Source organism: Candidatus Ornithobacterium hominis (assembly GCF_951229915.1).
GTDB lineage: Bacteria > Bacteroidota > Bacteroidia > Flavobacteriales > Weeksellaceae > Ornithobacterium > Ornithobacterium hominis.
This window is the reverse complement of sequence record NZ_OX579588.1, coordinates 1180925-1198644: the sequence shown is the minus strand read 5'-3', so window position 1 is coordinate 1198644 and position 17720 is coordinate 1180925. Positions and strand designations below refer to the sequence as shown.

Sequence of the window (17720 nt, the reverse complement as noted above, 5' to 3'; positions counted from 1 at the left end):
TATGATAAAGTATACAAAAATATATTCATTAGTTTTAATGTTTATCATCATTTCCTTCACAATGGTAAATTGTAGAGAAGATGACACGCTCTCATTATCAGAAATAACATTGAAGGGACTTGAGACCGACACTATTTCAGTCAATACTCAAACGACAAAAATTTTTCTGCTCCGTGGAGGAAACGAAAAATATGCTGTGAATGTAGCCAACTCCAAGCTTGCTGAAGTTAAAATAAGCTATGACACTTTAAAGGTAAAAGGTCTCTTTGAAGGTAATACTTATGCTACAATTTTATCTCATGACAAGCAAAAGAAAATTAATATTGCAGTAGTGCCACCTGTGCTCACCTCCAGCCATGATTCCATTAGACTTTACCCATCCTATGAAAGTAAGTTTATAAGCCTTAGCGGAGGCAGTGAGATCGTAAACCTTACCGTAGATGACCCAGAAAAAGCTTTAAATGTAAAATGGAACGCTAATACACAAATTCTTGAAATAAAAGCTTTTTATGAGGCAGAAGCAACCATAACAGCTCACTCACAGAATCAGCCACCAAAGAAAATAAAAGTGACGGTGAAATCTGAAGGCGATGATACAGATTTTGGATATTATGACACAACACACAGGTATCTCTACAAAGGAATGTCTACAGTTTTAGCCATTAAAGGAAAAAAAGGAGAAATACGAATGGCACAATCTGCTAACCCATACGGAGCATATACAATGTATAACAATCAAAAAGTCATAAAAATATCCCCAATACAAAATCCAAACGTAGGAGACAGAATCAACGTTAAGATTGATTTACTTCCTAGTCCAGACGGATTTGGAAAATTGAAAGAAGGGAATCACAGTTTTATGATAGAGGCAATTCGTAGCAAATCAATCGTATTGCGCGGCAAAGGTTATAAATTTGTAGTGCCGAAATAAATATTTTCATAAAAAAATCAAAAAAACATGGAAAATGATAAAAAAATAAGTACAGCTCAGTTTATCTCAGAAATGGGAGAAATAATGCAAGAGACTGAAAAGATGATACACGAATTATCAAATATTCAAGAAAAATGGAATAAACATCATATGAAATATTCCCAACTGATGGATTACTATTTCAGCAAGCAATGGCAGAAAGACATGCAAGCCGATGAAGATAATTACTTTGGCGACATATCAAAAGGCGTCCTCAGCGAGGATGGCGTCTATAATTTGAATGGGGAAATGTATTATTTAGCTTTGGCTATGATGCGTACAGCATTTAAGTATATAGATAATGAAACTACAGAATAATATTTGAAAAGAAAATAATTGCTTTTCAAAATTTAAAGATGTATGTAGTTGATTTTCAATAATTTAAGTTAAAATCTAAAATAAGTTACAACAAAAACTATTAAAAATAATTTAAATAATTAAACTAAAAATATTGAATAAAATTAAACAAGACCTTAATCTCTTGTCAATAATAATTAATTTTATAGAAAATTTTTTAAGGCTTAAAAAAATCTTATAAAAAGTATAGAGAATAAATAATGGAGCGGGAGACGGGACTCGAACCCGCAACATTCAGCTTGGAAGGCTGAAGCTCTACCAATTGAGCTACTCCCGCAAAAGTGACACAAATGTAAATAATTTTTTGAAAAAAAACATTCGTGCCTGGTAAAAAATAATTTTTGTAATACATTATTTGTATATAACTTGTTTACAGCTTGTTAACTTTAACTATTATTGAGAATAGAAAAACAAGTTACTAATTAAACAATAATTGTATGCCGTAATATCGGTCGATAATCCAACCTTCTTCGGCAGGCAGAAATTTCATCAGATTGATATAGTATGAATAAATAGATTTTGAAAAAAATGACCGAATTTGAAACCGAGCAGAAAAAAACATATTTTTTAAACAAACTCTTACTGTCATTGCCAGATGCAGCGTAGCCAACAAATGTAGATATATGAGAAAACCGTCTGCTAACTCCCCAAGTAATGAAGGTTATTGGCAAACGGTAATGGTTTTATAGGTCAATAAATTTCGAATAAGTTCTTAGAAGGATTATTTGTCTGCTTCTGTCACTTCAAAAGGAGTGTCGGGATTTAACCTGAAAGTGAAATTCCCAAAAGAATCAGTGCCTCCAACGCTTCTTACCTTTGCTTGTACCGTGTAAGTAGCTTTAGGATTATAATTTTTTATATCAAAATTAAAGTAGAAAGGTTTAACCTTATTGGTACCTCTGAAGGTGTCAGCTAAAGCATGATGCAAATCTTCTGAAATAATTTTATCGTTTTCTAAAAGAGTTGCTCCATCAATTTCAAGATAATTTTCGCCTTGGGTAAAAAAGAACCCTGCCATAGCAGTTCCGTTGGCATAAACTTTGGGCGTAACATCAAAACTGAGGTATTGATATTTTTCTGAAATAATCTCAGGATTCCAGTGATTGGCAATGTAACCTCCTGGCTCATAGTAATCAAACTTCAATAAATCTAGTCGTTTTTTTTCTTTTTCCAATCTTTTTTGAAAGCTTGAGAAATTTTTATTTTCTGTGGAAGTCCAGCCCAATTCTGCAATGGCAATCAGCCGAGGTAAAACTTGCACGTTTAAATCTTTGATGTCTTGCGCCAATGCTGACCAAAAATTTCCTTGCACCCCAAGAAGTAATTTACGTTCTTCTGGATTTAAATTTTCGGCAGGATTATACTCATAAATTTTATCAATACTATTGATGTGGCGGTAAGCTAAATCACTCATGGTGCCATCATTTCTATCAGCTTGTGTAATGTCTAAATAAACGTGGGAATAAGGCGTTGCAACTGCACCAAAACCTTTGCTAGTAGCTTCTTTCACGGCTTTGGCCCCAAGCCAACTCATGATGGCAGTTCCTTTGGGTAAATGTGCGTCATTTTCTAGAATATCGTTCCAACCAATGGGTTTTTTCCCTAAACCTTGAATAATATCTGAGACACGAGTCACAAAATAACTTTGCAATTCATGCACATTTTTGAGATTATTTTTTTTCATAAACTCGGCTACATGAGCTTCTTTTTTCCAAAACTCATGTTTGACTTCATCCCCTCCAAAATGGATGTATTTGCCAGGGAAAAGTTCAGCCAGTTCTGTGAAAACATTCTTTAAAAAAGCATAAACATCTTCTTTGGTAGGATCTAACGTATTTGGAGTGAATTGATTACCCCAATACCCCCATGATGAAACAAATGGAAAAATATGATTGGGATATGTGTTTTTATTTACGCCTAATTCTGGGTAAACCAATAAAACTGGCCATGAATGCCCTGGGATATCAATCTCTGGGACGATGGTGATGTTTCTATCTCGTGCATATTTTACAACTTCTTTTATTTCATCTTGTGTATAAAAACCACTCCTCATAGAAGGTTGATTCTCAGTAAGATGAAAGACTGTAGTCTTAGGAGAAGTAAGTTCTGGGTATTTTTTAATTTCAATGCGCCAACCTTGGTCATCAGTCAAATGCCAATGGAACGTATTCATTTTGTAAATGGCCATCAAATCAAGGTATTTTTTTACCACATTGGTATCAAAAAAAGTTCGACTCACATCAAGCATGAAACCTCGCCAAGTGTACTGAGGGAAATCGTGAATTTCCACCGCGGGGAGTTCCCAACTTTTTAGCTGATTATCATGCTTTTCAATAGGCAAGGGGAGGAGTTGACGAATGCTCTGTAGCGCATGAAACCACCCTAATTGATTTTGAGCAATGACTTCAATTTTTTCAGGTGAAATGTTGAGTTTATATCCACCATGTGCTAAATTTTCTTTGGGTTTGATTAAAAAATTTAACCGATGCAAACCTGATTTTTTATTTTGATCTAGCTGTAAACCAGTGTTTTCACGAAATTGCTCAATCAGCAAAAGAATACTCTCTTCAGGTTTTTGGCTAAAGTAAAGCTTCGTTTTTGGCGTTAATTTAAAAAAGCCATTTTTTTCAGTAATTTTTTGAGGTTGCGGAATAATAGAAATTTGAGCATTCAAAAAAAATAGCGAGAAAAAGAAGATTGCGAAATAGTATACTTTAGACATAGAAATAATTTTTTAAGCCTTAAAAAAAAATGAATTACTTCAAATATACATTAATTATTTAAGGCTTAAAAAAATTAGATTAAATTCCCCACATTCTTTATCATTTCTTGCGCCAATTCATCGGCTCGTTTTTGCGAATAACTTTCGGTGTAAACACGGATAATGGGTTCGGTATTGGATTTTCTGAGATGAACCCACTCTTTTTCAAAGTCAATTTTCACACCATCTATAGTATTTACATCCTCGTTAGCATAGTGCTTTTCCACTTTTTTTAGTAGTTCATCTACGTTGATTCCTGGCGTTAATTGAATTTTATTTTTTGACATGAAATAGGAAGGATAAGTCGCCCTCAATTCGCTAGTTTTCATGTTTTTTTCAGCTAAATGCGAAAGAAAAAGAGCAACGCCCAAAATCGCATCTCGACCAGCATGAAGTTCTGGGAAAATAATACCGCCGTTTCCTTCACCACCAATTTTAGCATTTTTTTCTTTCATTTTTGTCACCACATTTACTTCGCCCACGGCTGCTGGGTAGTAATTTTGGCCATGTTTTTCAGTTACATCGCGCAAAGCTCGTGAAGATGAAAGATTGCTTACGGTATCGCTTTTAGTTTTGCCAAGAACATAATCTGCCACCGCGACCAGCGTGTATTCTTCGCCAAACATTTCACCATTTTCTGAAATAATGGCTAAACGATCGACATCGGGGTCTACAGCAATTCCTAGATCAAAATCACCATTTTTTATAAGCTCAGAAATTTCAGTTAAATTTTCCTTGAGAGGTTCAGGATTGTGGGGGAAATGCCCTGTAGGTTCACAATATAATTTTTCATATTTAACATTCAATCGATCCAAAAGTGGTGGAATGGAGATTCCGCCAGTCGAATTCACAGCATCAATGGCAACTTTGAAGTTTGCATTTTGAATCGCTGAAATATTAATGATATCCAATGCTAAAATTTTATCGATGTGTAAAGTGATTGCATCATAAAAAGCTTTATATGAGCCTAAATCATTCACTTCAGCAAATTCAAAATCTTGTTTTTCAATTATTTTTAAGATTTTTTCACCATCCTCTGCGCTTAAGAATTCTCCGTTTTCGTTCAATAATTTCAGCGCATTCCATTGTTTAGGATTATGGCTGGCAGTTAGAATGATTCCACCATGAGCTTCAAAGTGTGAGACCATCATTTCTACAGTCGGAGTAGTGCTAAGCCCACAATCAATCACATGAATACCCATGCCCTGTAGCGTAGCCGTAACCAAGCGATTGAGCATATCTCCTGATAGGCGAGCATCTCTACCGATGACGACCTGAATGGGAGTATTAGGATTTTTTTCTGAGATAAAACGTCCGTAAGCAGCGGCGAAAAGTACTGCGTCAATGGGCGTTAGATTATCTGCAGGCCGCCCACCGATAGTTCCTCGAATCCCTGAAATTGATTTAATTAAAGACATATTTTTATTTTTTTTGGTTAGGTTTAATTCAGTATTAACGTAAATATATTAATGCGATGTTTTTGCATGCATATTTTTTTGAAATGATTAACTTTTCTTAGTAAAAAGTTTAAATAAGGCTAATTTAATGATTTAAAGAAATAATCAAAATTTTTAATAACTTTTTCTAAATGAATCTGTGGCAGTTTAAGATTTTAAGTTCTCATTTATTTTGAAATTTAATAGTATAAAATCATAAAATTAGCGAAAAAATTAAATATTTCTTGAGAAATTCTATTTTGGCATTAGTATTGTATCTAGAGATACGTTAACTAAATAAATTATATTATTATGGGAATTTTATCATGGATTATTTTCGGACTGATTGCAGGTGCTATTGCTAAATGGATTCACCCAGGAGCTGACCCAGGTGGGTGGATTGCAACCATCGTTATAGGTATTTTAGGTGCTTTCCTTGGAGGATGGCTTGGCTCAATGATTTTGGGAGTAGATGTAACAGGATTTAATTTCTCAAGTTTCTTGGTAGCCATTGGTGGAGCAGTTTTATTACTTTTCATCTACCGCTCTGTAATGTCAAGAAAATAAATAAGTTAAGAAAAATTTATAAGCCTTTGAAATTTTTTCAGAGGCTTTTTTTTATTCCTTTAACTCATTTTGAGTGTTATCAGACGAAGCTTATTTCTAAGATGTTAATATTTTTTCTATCAAAAAAATATTCAAAAATTGAATTATTGCTAGTCTTGTGATTTTAGCTAAAGTCCTTGTTTTTAAATTTTCAAAAGTTTCTATCTAATGGGAATAATCTTCCACCTTGGATGTAATTAAAAAAATATTGTGTAAAGGGAAACTATTTCAGATTATACAAAACCTTGAAAAAAAATCCATCTCAAAAAAATGAAATGGATTTTTAAAAAAAATTTAAGCCTTAAAAAAAATTATTGACTTTCTTTTTCATCTAGGATTTTCTTCATTTCAAGAAATTTATCATCATTCCCTACAACGTCATACGAGTTTCTCAAGACGCGAATTACTACAAGATCGTCAGGAGAAATTTGGTAAGCTTTTTCTAGATAAGGCAAAGCTTCTTTATAAAGTACAACTCTTTTTTCTTGGTTCTCTTTGTAAATTTTCTTTTCTTTTGCAGAAGTTCCTAAATTGTTGTTCATCGCTTCTACATAAGGTTTCTCCTCAGAAATAATGTTGTAAGCTAAATTTAAGTAAGCACTGGAAAAATTAGGGTCTTTTTCAATAGATTTTTTGTAATAATTTCTTACGACATCATTTTGTTTGCCATCATCTTCCAGCTGCCTAGCCAAGTTAAAATAGTCAATAGCGGTAGCGGTATCGTTTTTAACTTTATTTTCTAAATCTGCAATGAATTCAGCCGAATTTCCAGAGTTGTAGTACATTCCAGAGAGAAGCTGATTCATATTTTCGTTGTCGGGGTATTTCGCTAGCCCTTTTTTAGCTACTTCAATTCCTTTTTCATACTGCTTGGTGTTATAATATCCATAGACAGTATTGCTGTATAAATCTTCCTCGATGGATTCAGTCTTTTCTATTCTTGGATTTTTGTATAAACCCAATTTTACCTGCGCATCCATATCTGCTTTTGAGCCGAAAGAAACTTCATTATTAGAGTCTTTTTCTTGGGCATAATATCTCTCTTGCACGCCTGTAAATCCGTCATCTATAAGTTCCTGAAGAAGTTCTGTAGCTGTTTCTATTTGGTCTTTGGTTTGCAGGTAAGAAACGCCAGCATAATATTTCAAAATGTCATTAGGATTCCCTAAAGCTTGAGTTAAATAGTAACTTTCTAGGAATTTATCGCCTGACAGATTGTAATTTTTGGCATTAAAAGCGTCATTGGCTTGAGCTAAGGATTGATTGGCCTTATCACTAATCTCATTGCCCAATTCTCTCATATAAGAAGTTTGGGGTTTTCTTTCTTTCAAGCGGCTGTAATTCCCTGCCGAAGTTATTTTCTCAGCATCTGCTTTGTTCCAAAAATATTCAGTTTGTTTAGAATCTTTGTTCTTACTTTCGTAGTAAGGTTTTGATTCCAATTGACCTAATTTCCCGTAATATTTTGCGGCTAAAGCGAGTTTTCCTGCATTTTTTGCAGCGGTAGCAGCGTTTTTATAAAAGTCAGCTAAAAGCTTAGGTTCAATTGTACGGTTGCTGGTTAATTTAGTTTCAGCAGCCTGAGCGTGTTCTAAAGCTTGCGTATAATTTTTTGATTGAAAGGCACTATTGGCGGCTTCTATTTCTGCTTTTTGAGCCAAAAGGCTACTAGCAATAAATGCTAAACTTATACTTAAAATTATTTTTTTCATATATAGTTAAATTATTCTTCTTCATTAAAGTTATCAGATTTCATTGAATTTTCATTTTCTTCATTTAAATCTTCTTCATTTAAATCCTCATTGTGTTCGATTTCGACTTTAGCCACAGCAGCTATTTCATCATCAGATTTTAAATTAATTAATTTAACTCCTTGGGTAGCACGCCCCATGACGCGCAAAGCCGAGACAGAAGTCCTAATCGTAACCCCCGATTTATTAATAATCATTAAATCATTTTCATCAGTTACATTTTTTAAGGCAATTAAATTTCCTGTTTTCTCTGTTATATTTAATGTAATGACTCCTTTGCCACCACGGTTGGTTTCTCTATAATCCTCTACATCTGTTCGTTTACCATAGCCTTTTTCAGAAACAACAAGAATGGTGTCATTCGTCGTATCCGCTACAATAACCATTCCAATGGCTTCATCTTTTTTATCTAATCTAATACCCCGCACTCCTGATGCAGTTCTACCCATTGCACGGACGTTAGACTCATGAAAGCGAATGGCTTTGCCACCTTTAGCAGCAATCATGATTTGGTTGTTTCCATCAGTGAGTTTAGCTTCTAAAAGCTCATCATTTTCTCGGATAGAGATGGCGTTGATACCATTAGCTCGAGGGCGAGAATAGGCTTCTAGAGAGGTTTTTTTGATTTGCCCCTCTTTGGTTAGCATGACAACAAACCTTGATTTGACGTACTCTTCATCCATCAAGTCATGAGTGCGAATATAAGCCCTTACGCGGTCATCAGGTTCTATGGCAATTAGGTTTTGAATGGCTCTACCTTTACTGGTTTTGCTTCCTTCTGGAATTTCAAAAACTCTAAGCCAAAAGCATTTTCCTTTTTCTGTAAAAAACAGCATATATTGGTGATTGGAAGCGACAACCATATATTCTAGGAAATCACCATCTCTAGACGTTGCGCCACGATTCCCCACGCCACCACGAGATTGAGCCTTGTATTCGCTCAAAGGCGTTCTTTTAATGTAGCCTAAATGAGAAATAGTTAGCACCATTTTCTCATCAGGAATAATATCTTCAATGCTCATTTCTCCACCAGCGTAATTAATGCTCGTTCTGCGCTCATCACCAAATTTTTCTTTAATTTCAATCAACTCTTCTTTGATGATGGCAAAACGTTGGTCAGCATTAGCTAAAATTCCTTCCAAGCGTTCAATTTCTGCCATGATGGCTTCATACTCTTCTTTGATTTTTTCGAGTTCCATTCCCGTCAATCGAGCAAGGCGTAAATCTAAAATTGCTTGAGCTTGGATTTCGCTTAGCTCAAATTCCTTCATCAAACCGTCTTTAGCCACATTCGGATTCTCGCTATGGCGAATGATTGCAATTGCTCGGTCTAGCGTGTCTTCTGTCGCGATAACTTTCATAAAGCCTTCTAAAATATGGGCTTTTTCTCTCGCTTTGCGCAATTCATATTCCGTGCGACGCACAATGACTTCGTGGCGGTGGTTAACAAAATGTTTGATTAAATCTTTCAGATTCACTTGCTCGGGGCGACCATTGACCAAGGCAATATTATTAACACTGAAAGAAGTTTGAAGCTGAGTATATTTAAAAAGTTTATTTAAAACGATATTAGGAATTGCGTCTGTTTTTAATAAATAAACGATACGCATACCTTTGCGGTCAGATTCATCTCTAATTTCAGAAATCCCTTCCATTTTCCCCTCTTTGATTAAATCAGCCGTAGCCTTAATCATATTAGCTTTATTGACTTGGTAAGGAATTTCATCAACAATAATGGCATCTCGACCATTGATTTCTTCAAAACGAGTCTTCGCTCTTAGAATTATTCTACCACGTCCTGTTTCAAAAGCTTCTTTTACACCATTATAACCATAAATAATGCCTCCAGTAGGGAAATCTGGCGCTTTGATATATTCCATCAAGCCATCAATACTAATCTCATTATCATCAATATAAGCATTAATCCCATCAATAACTTCAGAGAGGTTATGCGGAGCCATATTGGTTGCCATGCCCACCGCAATACCAGCTGCTCCGTTGACTAACAGATTTGGAATCCGTGTAGGCAAAACCGTTGGTTCCATCAGCGTGTCGTCAAAATTTAGCTGATGATCTACCGTTTCTTTATCAATATCTGTCAACATTGCTTCAGATATTTTCCGCATTCTAGCTTCAGTGTAACGCATTGCAGCAGGCGGGTCGCCATCTATAGAGCCAAAGTTGCCCTGCCCATCGACCAATTGATAGCGCATCGACCACTCTTGTGCCATCCTCACCATGGTATCGTACACAGAAGAATCACCATGTGGGTGGTATTTACCTAAGACTTCACCGACTAGACGCGCTGATTTTTTATAAGCACGGTTGGAGAAAAGTCCTAAATCATACATCCCATAGAGTACGCGGCGATGAACTGGCTTTAGCCCATCCCGAATATCTGGCAGTGCACGAGAAACGATAACCGACATCGAATAATCGATATAGGCAGATTTCATTTCATCTTCAATATTGATCGGAATTAAATTCTCATTGATATCTTCAATCATATATCTTATTTTTTCCTATAATTTGCTAATATACGAAGTATAAAACGATACTTTCACTATTTTTGAAAGGTAATTATCAACAATGAATGTGAATTTTTATCAAAAAAAAGATTTTTCATTTGCTATTCATTTAAAAATAAATGTTATATTTGCAACCCGATTTGAGTAATGAATAATTAATTAATGTTATGAAAAGAACATTTCAGCCTTCCAATAGAAAAAGAAGAAATAAGCACGGATTCCGAGAGAGAATGTCAACTAAAAACGGAAGAAAAGTTTTAGCAAGAAGAAGAGCTAAAGGTAGAAAAAGACTTACGGTAAGTGCTGTGAGAGCAAAACGCTAGTTCTAATCTAAGACTAAAGAATATAGCCGCTTTTTTTAACGAAAAGCGGTTTTTTGTTTTTTTATTAACACTTAAGGTGTTTTATAAGCTATTAAAATCCTTATTTTTGTTTTAAAATTTGATTCCATGAGTACAACGCCTATTATACAACTCCGTAATGCCGATATTTATCAAAGAGATTTTTTAGTCTTAAATAATATCGATTTTGATTTGTTTTCGGGCGAATTTGCTTATCTCATCGGGAAAACTGGTAGCGGAAAAAGCAGCCTACTCAAGATTTTATACAGCGATTTACCCTTGCAAAATGGAGAAGGTCAAGTAGCGGGATTTGATTTAGCACAGCTTAAAACTTCAAAAATTCCAGCTCTGCGCAGGAAATTAGGAATTGTATTTCAAGATTTTCAGTTGTTGACAGACCGAAACATTGAGAAAAATTTAAGATTTGTATTGAAGGCAACAGGCTGGAAGGATAACGTGGAAATCAGTAAAAGAATTGATGAAGCTTTAGAAAACGTGAATATGATGACCAAGAAGCATAAAATGCCTCATCAACTTTCTGGCGGAGAGCAGCAGCGCGTGGCCATTGCTAGGGCTTTATTGAACCACCCTGAAATCATTTTAGCAGATGAGCCAACGGGGAATTTAGACCCCCATACCTCGATAGAAATTATGAATTTAATTCAGAAAATTTCAAAAGAAAGGCATATGGCGGTGCTGATGGCAACACACGATTATTCTCTCATAAAGCGATTCCCCGCAAAAACTTTCCGTTGCGAGAATGGAAAGGTGATAGAAGTCTCTACTGAAAACATTTTTTTAGATTAAAATTTTTTAAGGCTTAGAAAATTTCTGATTTTTTTAAGGCTTAGAAAATTAGGAAAAAAATATTTACCAAGTTATAATTATTAGCCTTTTATCTTTCACTTTTTATTACCCGTTTCTAAAAATTAATTCTTCTCAGGATTTAGAAAAAGATAATACAATTGTACAAAAACTAAAAAAGTATTGGGAATGATGATGGGAATACTATCAATCGAAAAACCATAAATCGTGAAAAAAATACAGCCAACAAGGTTAACGATGCGTATGAGTTTTAAATTATTTTTGATTAAAAAACTCGCAACGATGCAGATAGAAGCAGAGTAACCAACTAAATCAATCCAAGTCATTAGTTAAAATTTATTCTAAAGATAAGCTTTTAATCGGTAAAAACGTTTTTTATTGATTAAATTTGTTGTATGATTCAATCTTTAGACAAAATCAAAAATAAGAATTCCGAGCAATTTTTCCTCATTGCAGGGCCTTGTGCCATTGAAAATGAAGATACGCCCCGTCGTATTGCAGAGAAAATTGTGGAGTTGACAGATAGATATAGAATTCCTTATATTTTTAAGGGTTCTTTTAGAAAAGCCAACCGTTCTAGGTTAGATTCCTTCATGGGAATTGGTGATGAAAAGGCTTTAAATATTTTAAAAAAAATAGGAGAAGAGTTTGATATTCCTGTGACGACAGATATTCACGAATGCTCGGAAGCGACTTTAGCGGCTGATTATGTGGATGTTTTGCAGATTCCAGCTTTTCTAGTTCGGCAAACAGATTTGGTGGTGGCTGCTGCACAAACAGGGAAAGTCGTTACGCTAAAAAAAGGTCAATTTTTGTCTCCAGAGGCAATGAAATTTCCTGTGGAGAAAGTAAAAGAAAGTGGGAATGAAAAAGTGGCAATCATTGAGCGAGGAACCACATTTGGTTATCAGGATTTGGTAGTAGACTTTAGAGGAATTCCTGTGATGAATAGGTTTGCACCTGTGATTTTGGACGTGACGCATTCACTCCAGCAACCAAATCAAAAATCGGGTGTGACTGGAGGAAAACCAGAGTTGATAGAAACTTTGGCAAAAGCAGGTATAGCGACTGGAGCTGAGGGAATCTTTATTGAAACGCACCCTGAGCCTCAAAATGCTAAATCAGATGGAGCTAATATGTTGCCACTTAGTAAATTAGATGATTTGTTGGCAAAATTAACTAAAATTAGAGAAGTCATTGATTCTATTTAAAAATTTTTTAAGGCTTAAAAAAAATGCAAAAAAAATTAATTCAAAAATACAATACACCTGGACCGCGGTATACGAGTTATCCTACTGTTCCGTATTGGGATGAAAATACATTTAGCCTAGAGAGTTGGAAGCAAACCTTAGTGAAATCTTACCAAGAAACTAATCAAAAAGATGGGATTTCGATTTACATTCACTTGCCGTTTTGTGAGAGTTTATGCACGTTTTGTGCTTGCCACAAACATATTACCAAACGCCATGAGGTGGAAGATGACTACATTGACACGGTACTAGAGGAATGGAAATTGTATCTTCAGCTACTTGGGGAAAAGCCAAGAGTCAAAGAATTGCACTTTGGCGGAGGAACACCAACATTTTTTAGCCCAGAAAATTTAATCCGATTGCTCGAGGGACTTTTTGAAAATGCAGAAATACACCCTGAGCATGAATTTAGTATAGAAGGACATCCTAATAATACTACAAGGGAGCATCTACAGGCTTTGTATGATTTTGGATTCAAGCGAATTAGCTTCGGAGTTCAGGATTATGACCTTCAAATTCAAGAAGCTATAAACCGCATTCAGCCTTATGAAAATGTGGAGCGTGTAACGCTTCAAGCACGTGAAATTGGCTATGAAAGTATTAGCCACGATTTGGTTTTTGGGCTGCCATTCCATTCTTTAGAAAAAATGAAAGAGACTATCCGCCTGACTAAGAAGCTAAATCCTGACCGAATAGCCTTCTACAGCTATGCGCATGTGCCGTGGGTGAAGGGAGTGGGGCAGCGTGGCTTTGATGAGGAAGATTTACCGACACCTGATAAAAAAAGGGAGTTGTATGAGGTAGGGAAGCAAATGCTGGAAGAGTTGGATTATGTAGAAATAGGGATGGATCATTTTGCTCTGAAATCAGACTCGATGTATCAGGCGATGATTAATCAGAAACTGCACCGAAACTTTATGGGCTACACAACTTCCAACACGCAAGTGATGATTGGCCTAGGAATGTCGGCTATTTCTGATAGCTGGTATAGTTTTGCTCAGAATCATAAGAGTGTAAAAAAATATACCGATTTGGTGAAAGGCGGTACAATTCCTGTGGTGAAAGGGCATATTTTGAACGAGGAAGATTTACTAATTCGCCGACATATTCTCAACTTGATGTGTCATATGGAAACAGACTTTACAGAAGCTAAATTCCCTGAATTAGAATCAGTTAAGAATAATTTGGCTGAAATGGAAAAAGATGAATTGATTATCTTTGAAGATAATCGCTTGAAAGTTACAGAAAAAGGGCGGATTTTTGTAAGGAATATTTGTATGGCTTTTGATTTGCGAATGCTGAGGAATCAACCACAGACAAAAATTTTTTCAATGACAATTTAATTCAAAATTGTTTATTATCTTTACGTTTTATCACCAATTATGCAAGAAATTAGTGTTCATGATAAGATATTTTATCCTTTTTTGAGCGAAGAAGAAATTTATAAAGCTGTAAAAAATGTAGCACAAGAGGTTTATGAAAAATTCACAGATGATGTACCGATTTTCGTAGGTGTTTTGAATGGCGTTGTAATGTTTATCAGTGATTTTCTCAAACATTACCCAGGTGATTGTGAGTTGGCTTTCGTGCAAATGCAATCCTATCAAGGTACTTCCTCTACGGGAGAAGTCAAAAAATTAATGGATTTGCCTTCTCATTTAGTCGAAAACAGACATATCATCATCATGGAAGATATTGTGGATACTGGGAACACATTAGAAGCTCTTTACCAAATGCTAGAAAATAAAAATGTGAAAAGTCTTAGTATTGCAGCACTTCTCTTTAAGCCAGAAGCATATCAAAAAGAATTAAAAGTAGATTTTATAGGGCTAAGCATACCCGATAAATTTGTGGTAGGTTATGGCTTAGATTACAACGGGTTAGGAAGAAATTTGCCAAGTATATATCAAGTAAAAGAATAAGAAAATGAAAAACATTGTATTGTTTGGACCTCCAGGAAGTGGAAAGGGAACACAAGCGGGAAATCTTGTAAAAAAATTTGATTTTGTACATTTATCAACGGGTGAAATGTTTCGGTTTAATATGCGAGAGGAAACTGAATTGGGAGTTTTGGCCAAAGAATATATAGCCAAAGGCGAATTGGTACCCGATGAAGTGACGACTAAAATGCTGAGAGCAGAAGTGATTAATAACAAAACTGCTAAAGGTTTATTGTTTGACGGGTATCCGCGTACTACAGAGCAGGCCAAAGATTTAGATGAAATTCTAAAACAAGAACTAAATGAAGAGATTGATTTGTGTTTAGCTTTGGTAGTAGAAGATGAAATTTTGGTACAAAGACTCTTGAAGAGAGGAGAAACTAGCAATCGTGATGATGACCAAAATGAGGGAATAATCCGAAATAGAATAGCAGAATATTATAAAAAAACAAACGAGGTTTCTCAACACTACAGAGGTCAAAATAAATGGGTAGAAATCAATGGTGAGGGTGAAATAGATGAAATTACTCAGAGCTTGATTGGCGAAATAGAAAAACTATAGTTCCCGATATATGGAGCTGATAGAAAAATATTTCCCAGAGCTTTCCGCACAGCAGAAAAAGCAATTTAAAGACTTGGGTACGCTGTACGAGGATTGGAATCAAAAAATCAATGTGATTTCTCGTAAAGACATCAGCCAACTGTATCTCAAACATGTTTTGCATTCCTTGGGCATCGCTAAAATTGAGCAATTTGTCCCACAACAGCGAATTTTGGATGTAGGGACAGGCGGTGGATTCCCTGGGATTCCTTTAGCGATTTTATATCCTGAAACAGATTTTATCCTAATCGATTCCATTCAAAAGAAAATAAAGGTGGTAGAAGAAGTCGCTGAGGCTTTAGGCTTAAAAAACGTTTCTGCACAGCAAATCAGAGCAGAAAAAGTTACAGGGAAATTTAATTTTGTCATCAGCCGTGCGGTGACGCAAATGCCTATATTTATCGCTTGGGTAAGGCAAAAATTTTTAAATGAAAAAGCCCCCATGCAAAGATTAGAAAATGGAATTCTTTACCTGAAAGGGGGAGATTTAGATGAAGAAATGAAGGGTATAAAGTATTTAGAGTTTGAGCTTTCTAGGTATTTTGAGGAAGATTTTTTTGAAACTAAAAAGCTTATTTATTTTAAGCCTTAGAAAATTTTTCGCAAAAATATTTTAGTAATATCTACAAAAATCTGTTTTTATACATAAAAACAGATTTTTTATATTTATTTTAAAATTTAACTAAAAAAAATTAAAATTATCTGATAAAAATCTAATTTTAATTAAAAAAAGAAAGATTTTCTTTTAAACTTTAGAAATATTTATTCCTCTTCTTCTTTTATATTTTTTCCGTTAGTTCTTGCCGGTGACCCAGGGCGATTCCCACTTCTTTGATTAGCCGGATTAATAGCGACTTGTCTTTTACCTGATTCCTTTTGTGTTGAAGCAGCCTTACTCATAATTTCTAAATTTCAATCAATATTTTATTATAAATTTCTATGCCAAAACGCTTTTAAATTACTTAAACTACTTTAAGTTTTATAGTTAAAAATTTTTTAAGCCTTCAAAAATACTGTTTTTTTATTTACGAAAGACAAAATTCCATCTTCTGATAACTCCCTGCCGTAGCCTGAAATTCCAACACCGCCAAAGGGTAAGCGTGGGTCACTTTTGACCAATTCGTTGATGAAAACTGCACCTTCATTTAGTTCTGAAATCATTCGCTCGGCTCTGTCTAAATTTTGAGTAAATAAAGAACAGCCCAACCCAAAATCAGATGCATTTACTAAGTCAATAGCTTCATTTTCATTTTTAAAGGGAACTGCAATCAACAATGGCCCAAACGTCTCTTCTTGAAAAACAGGCATCTCGGTTGTAACATTTGTCAGCAAGGTCGGTTCAAAATAGGCTGCATTACGCTTTCCACCTATCAATATTTCAGCTCCCATTTCCACCGATTTTTTCATTTGTTTTTCTAAATCTTCTGCTAAATCTTCTCTTGCCAAAGTCCCAATGTAAGTTTCAGAACTGAGGGGGTCTCCAGATTTTAAATTTTCAATCTTAATTTTTAAAGCCTTTAGAAATGAGTCGAAAATAGACTCTTCTATTAGCAGTCGCTTCCCAGCGATGCAACTTTGTCCCGTATTTTGGAAGCGTGCGTTTACTATCGTTTCCAAGGTGGAATCCCAGTTACAATCTTCAAAAACCACCAGTGCATTACTCCCGCCCAATTCCAAAAGAGAAGGTTTAATTTCCTCGCCTGCAATTTTAGCTATCGCGCTACCCGCAGGCTTGCTGCCAGTCAAGCTGACGCCTTTTATTCTCGGGTTTTTGATGATTTTTTCTATTTTTTCACTAGAAATAATCAAAGCTTGGAAAATTTCTCCTAAACCAGCGTATTCAAAAGCTTTTGCAATATTTTTTGAACTTTGCATCACATTGCTAGCATGCTTGAGCAAAACCGTGTTGCCCGCCATCAGCGTAGGAATTGCAAAACGAAATACTTGCCAAAACGGGTAATTCCATGGCATAATGCCTAAAATCACACCCAGAGCATCGTAGCGGATATAAGATTTTTGAGCATCGGTCTCAATGGATTTCGGTTCTAAAAATTTTTCTGCATTTTCAGCATAATATTCACAAACCCAAGCACATTTTTCAATTTCGGCGATTGATTGGCTGATGGGTTTTCCCATTTCCAGCGTCATAATTTTTGCAAATTCATTTTTCTCTTTTTCAATGAATTGGGCGACTTTCATGATTTTTTTTGCTCGTTCTTCAAAGCCAGTTTTTCGCCAAGAAAGGAAAGCCTGATGTGATTTCTCAATTACCTGATGAATTTTTTCAGCCGAATCTTCATGGTGTTCAAAGAGCAGTTCGTTGGTATATGGATTAATTGATTTCATTTAAAAAA

17 protein-coding genes and 1 tRNA gene are annotated in these 17720 nt (G+C 35.2%); 10 read left to right on the top strand and 8 right to left on the bottom strand.

The window, feature by feature from the left end:
* The first annotated feature begins 1 nt into the window (after position 1).
* Together QOX03_RS05535 and QOX03_RS05530 are read left to right on the top strand one after the other, a co-directional pair.
* Positions 2-931, top strand: a complete 930-nt coding sequence (locus QOX03_RS05535) for a hypothetical protein (protein ID WP_283670352.1) — start codon at positions 2-4, stop codon at positions 929-931.
* Positions 932-958: 27 nt separating this feature from the next.
* Entirely contained in the window at positions 959-1288 is a 330-nt protein-coding gene (locus tag QOX03_RS05530) for a DUF4298 domain-containing protein (RefSeq protein WP_283670351.1), read from the top strand.
* Positions 1289-1528: 240 nt separating this feature from the next.
* Here QOX03_RS05530 and QOX03_RS05525 read toward each other — a convergent pair.
* The 3 genes from QOX03_RS05525 to glmM form a co-directional block, all read right to left on the bottom strand.
* A tRNA-Gly gene (locus QOX03_RS05525) sits at positions 1529-1604 on the bottom strand.
* Positions 1605-2048: 444 nt separating this feature from the next.
* Positions 2049-4049 carry a beta-N-acetylhexosaminidase gene (locus tag QOX03_RS05520; RefSeq protein WP_283670350.1) on the bottom strand — a complete coding sequence of 667 codons (2001 nt, stop codon included), beginning with the start codon at positions 4047-4049 and terminating at the stop codon, positions 2049-2051.
* Positions 4050-4123: 74 nt separating this feature from the next.
* Entirely contained in the window at positions 4124-5506 is a 1383-nt protein-coding gene (gene glmM, locus QOX03_RS05515) for a phosphoglucosamine mutase (protein WP_283670349.1), read from the bottom strand.
* Positions 5507-5836: 330 nt separating this feature from the next.
* Here glmM and QOX03_RS05510 point away from each other — a divergent pair, with 330 nt between their 5' ends.
* On the top strand, positions 5837-6091 hold the full coding sequence (locus QOX03_RS05510; protein ID WP_283670348.1) for a GlsB/YeaQ/YmgE family stress response membrane protein: 255 nt from the start codon (positions 5837-5839) through the stop codon (positions 6089-6091).
* Positions 6092-6441: 350 nt separating this feature from the next.
* Here the strand turns inward: QOX03_RS05510 and QOX03_RS05505 are convergent, their stop codons facing one another.
* On the bottom strand, positions 6442-7842 hold the full coding sequence (locus tag QOX03_RS05505) for a tetratricopeptide repeat protein (protein WP_283670347.1): 1401 nt from the start codon (positions 7840-7842) through the stop codon (positions 6442-6444).
* Between the two features lie 11 nt (positions 7843-7853).
* The gene (gene gyrA / locus QOX03_RS05500) at positions 7854-10388 is read right to left on the bottom strand and encodes a DNA gyrase subunit A (RefSeq protein WP_283670346.1); all 2535 of its coding nucleotides are present in this window, start codon (positions 10386-10388) and stop codon (positions 7854-7856) included.
* Between the two features lie 188 nt (positions 10389-10576).
* Between gyrA and rpmH the strand changes: the two genes are divergently transcribed.
* Together rpmH and QOX03_RS05490 are read left to right on the top strand one after the other, a co-directional pair.
* Complete coding sequence (gene rpmH / locus QOX03_RS05495; protein WP_119058437.1) at positions 10577-10732, top strand: 50S ribosomal protein L34; 156 nt, start codon at positions 10577-10579, stop codon at positions 10730-10732.
* Between the two features lie 126 nt (positions 10733-10858).
* Complete coding sequence (locus QOX03_RS05490) at positions 10859-11557, top strand: cell division ATP-binding protein FtsE (RefSeq protein WP_283670345.1); 699 nt, start codon at positions 10859-10861, stop codon at positions 11555-11557.
* 122 nt (positions 11558-11679) lie between these two features.
* Here the strand turns inward: QOX03_RS05490 and QOX03_RS05485 are convergent, their stop codons facing one another.
* Complete coding sequence (locus QOX03_RS05485; RefSeq protein ID WP_283670344.1) at positions 11680-11901, bottom strand: SemiSWEET family transporter; 222 nt, start codon at positions 11899-11901, stop codon at positions 11680-11682.
* Positions 11902-11970: 69 nt separating this feature from the next.
* Here QOX03_RS05485 and kdsA point away from each other — a divergent pair, with 69 nt between their 5' ends.
* From kdsA to rsmG, 5 genes are read left to right on the top strand one after another with little or no spacing between them, the layout of a single operon-like run.
* Positions 11971-12786, top strand: a complete 816-nt coding sequence (kdsA, locus tag QOX03_RS05480; RefSeq protein WP_283670343.1) for a 3-deoxy-8-phosphooctulonate synthase — start codon at positions 11971-11973, stop codon at positions 12784-12786.
* Between the two features lie 23 nt (positions 12787-12809).
* Complete coding sequence (gene hemN / locus QOX03_RS05475) at positions 12810-14168, top strand: oxygen-independent coproporphyrinogen III oxidase (RefSeq protein ID WP_283670342.1); 1359 nt, start codon at positions 12810-12812, stop codon at positions 14166-14168.
* Between the two features lie 39 nt (positions 14169-14207).
* A complete protein-coding gene (hpt, locus tag QOX03_RS05470; RefSeq protein WP_119059719.1) occupies positions 14208-14747 on the top strand; it encodes a hypoxanthine phosphoribosyltransferase in 540 nt (179 codons plus the stop codon).
* Positions 14748-14751: 4 nt separating this feature from the next.
* The gene (locus QOX03_RS05465) at positions 14752-15327 is read left to right on the top strand and encodes an adenylate kinase (protein ID WP_119059720.1); all 576 of its coding nucleotides are present in this window, start codon (positions 14752-14754) and stop codon (positions 15325-15327) included.
* A 10-nt stretch (positions 15328-15337) separates the two neighbouring features.
* Complete coding sequence (gene rsmG / locus QOX03_RS05460; RefSeq protein WP_283670341.1) at positions 15338-15958, top strand: 16S rRNA (guanine(527)-N(7))-methyltransferase RsmG; 621 nt, start codon at positions 15338-15340, stop codon at positions 15956-15958.
* Between the two features lie 170 nt (positions 15959-16128).
* On the opposite strand, the gene QOX03_RS05455 is transcribed toward rsmG, so the two are convergent.
* Together QOX03_RS05455 and QOX03_RS05450 are read right to left on the bottom strand one after the other, a co-directional pair.
* Positions 16129-16266, bottom strand: coding sequence for a hypothetical protein (locus QOX03_RS05455; protein WP_165844991.1), 138 nt, complete (start codon positions 16264-16266; stop codon positions 16129-16131).
* Positions 16267-16362: 96 nt separating this feature from the next.
* Complete coding sequence (locus QOX03_RS05450; protein WP_283670340.1) at positions 16363-17712, bottom strand: NAD-dependent succinate-semialdehyde dehydrogenase; 1350 nt, start codon at positions 17710-17712, stop codon at positions 16363-16365.
* Positions 17713-17720: the final 8 nt, after the last annotated feature.

Excerpts from the sequence above, each read along its gene's own strand:
- QOX03_RS05535 (WP_283670352.1), top strand. The coding sequence starts at position 2 with ATGATAAAGTATACAAAAATATATTCATTAGTTTTAATGTTTATCATC.
- QOX03_RS05530 (WP_283670351.1), top strand. The coding sequence starts at position 959 with ATGGAAAATGATAAAAAAATAAGTACAGCTCAGTTTATCTCAGAAATG.
- QOX03_RS05520 (WP_283670350.1), bottom strand. The coding sequence starts at position 4,049 with ATGTCTAAAGTATACTATTTCGCAATCTTCTTTTTCTCGCTATTTTTT.
- glmM (WP_283670349.1), bottom strand. The coding sequence starts at position 5,506 with ATGTCTTTAATTAAATCAATTTCAGGGATTCGAGGAACTATCGGTGGG.
- QOX03_RS05510 (WP_283670348.1), top strand. The coding sequence starts at position 5,837 with ATGGGAATTTTATCATGGATTATTTTCGGACTGATTGCAGGTGCTATT.
- QOX03_RS05505 (WP_283670347.1), bottom strand. The coding sequence starts at position 7,842 with ATGAAAAAAATAATTTTAAGTATAAGTTTAGCATTTATTGCTAGTAGC.
- gyrA (WP_283670346.1), bottom strand. The coding sequence starts at position 10,388 with ATGATTGAAGATATCAATGAGAATTTAATTCCGATCAATATTGAAGAT.
- rpmH (WP_119058437.1), top strand. The coding sequence starts at position 10,577 with ATGAAAAGAACATTTCAGCCTTCCAATAGAAAAAGAAGAAATAAGCAC.
- QOX03_RS05490 (WP_283670345.1), top strand. The coding sequence starts at position 10,859 with ATGAGTACAACGCCTATTATACAACTCCGTAATGCCGATATTTATCAA.
- QOX03_RS05485 (WP_283670344.1), bottom strand. The coding sequence starts at position 11,901 with ATGACTTGGATTGATTTAGTTGGTTACTCTGCTTCTATCTGCATCGTT.
- kdsA (WP_283670343.1), top strand. The coding sequence starts at position 11,971 with ATGATTCAATCTTTAGACAAAATCAAAAATAAGAATTCCGAGCAATTT.
- hemN (WP_283670342.1), top strand. The coding sequence starts at position 12,810 with ATGCAAAAAAAATTAATTCAAAAATACAATACACCTGGACCGCGGTAT.
- hpt (WP_119059719.1), top strand. The coding sequence starts at position 14,208 with ATGCAAGAAATTAGTGTTCATGATAAGATATTTTATCCTTTTTTGAGC.
- QOX03_RS05465 (WP_119059720.1), top strand. The coding sequence starts at position 14,752 with ATGAAAAACATTGTATTGTTTGGACCTCCAGGAAGTGGAAAGGGAACA.
- rsmG (WP_283670341.1), top strand. The coding sequence starts at position 15,338 with ATGGAGCTGATAGAAAAATATTTCCCAGAGCTTTCCGCACAGCAGAAA.
- QOX03_RS05455 (WP_165844991.1), bottom strand. The coding sequence starts at position 16,266 with ATGAGTAAGGCTGCTTCAACACAAAAGGAATCAGGTAAAAGACAAGTC.
- QOX03_RS05450 (WP_283670340.1), bottom strand. The coding sequence starts at position 17,712 with ATGAAATCAATTAATCCATATACCAACGAACTGCTCTTTGAACACCAT.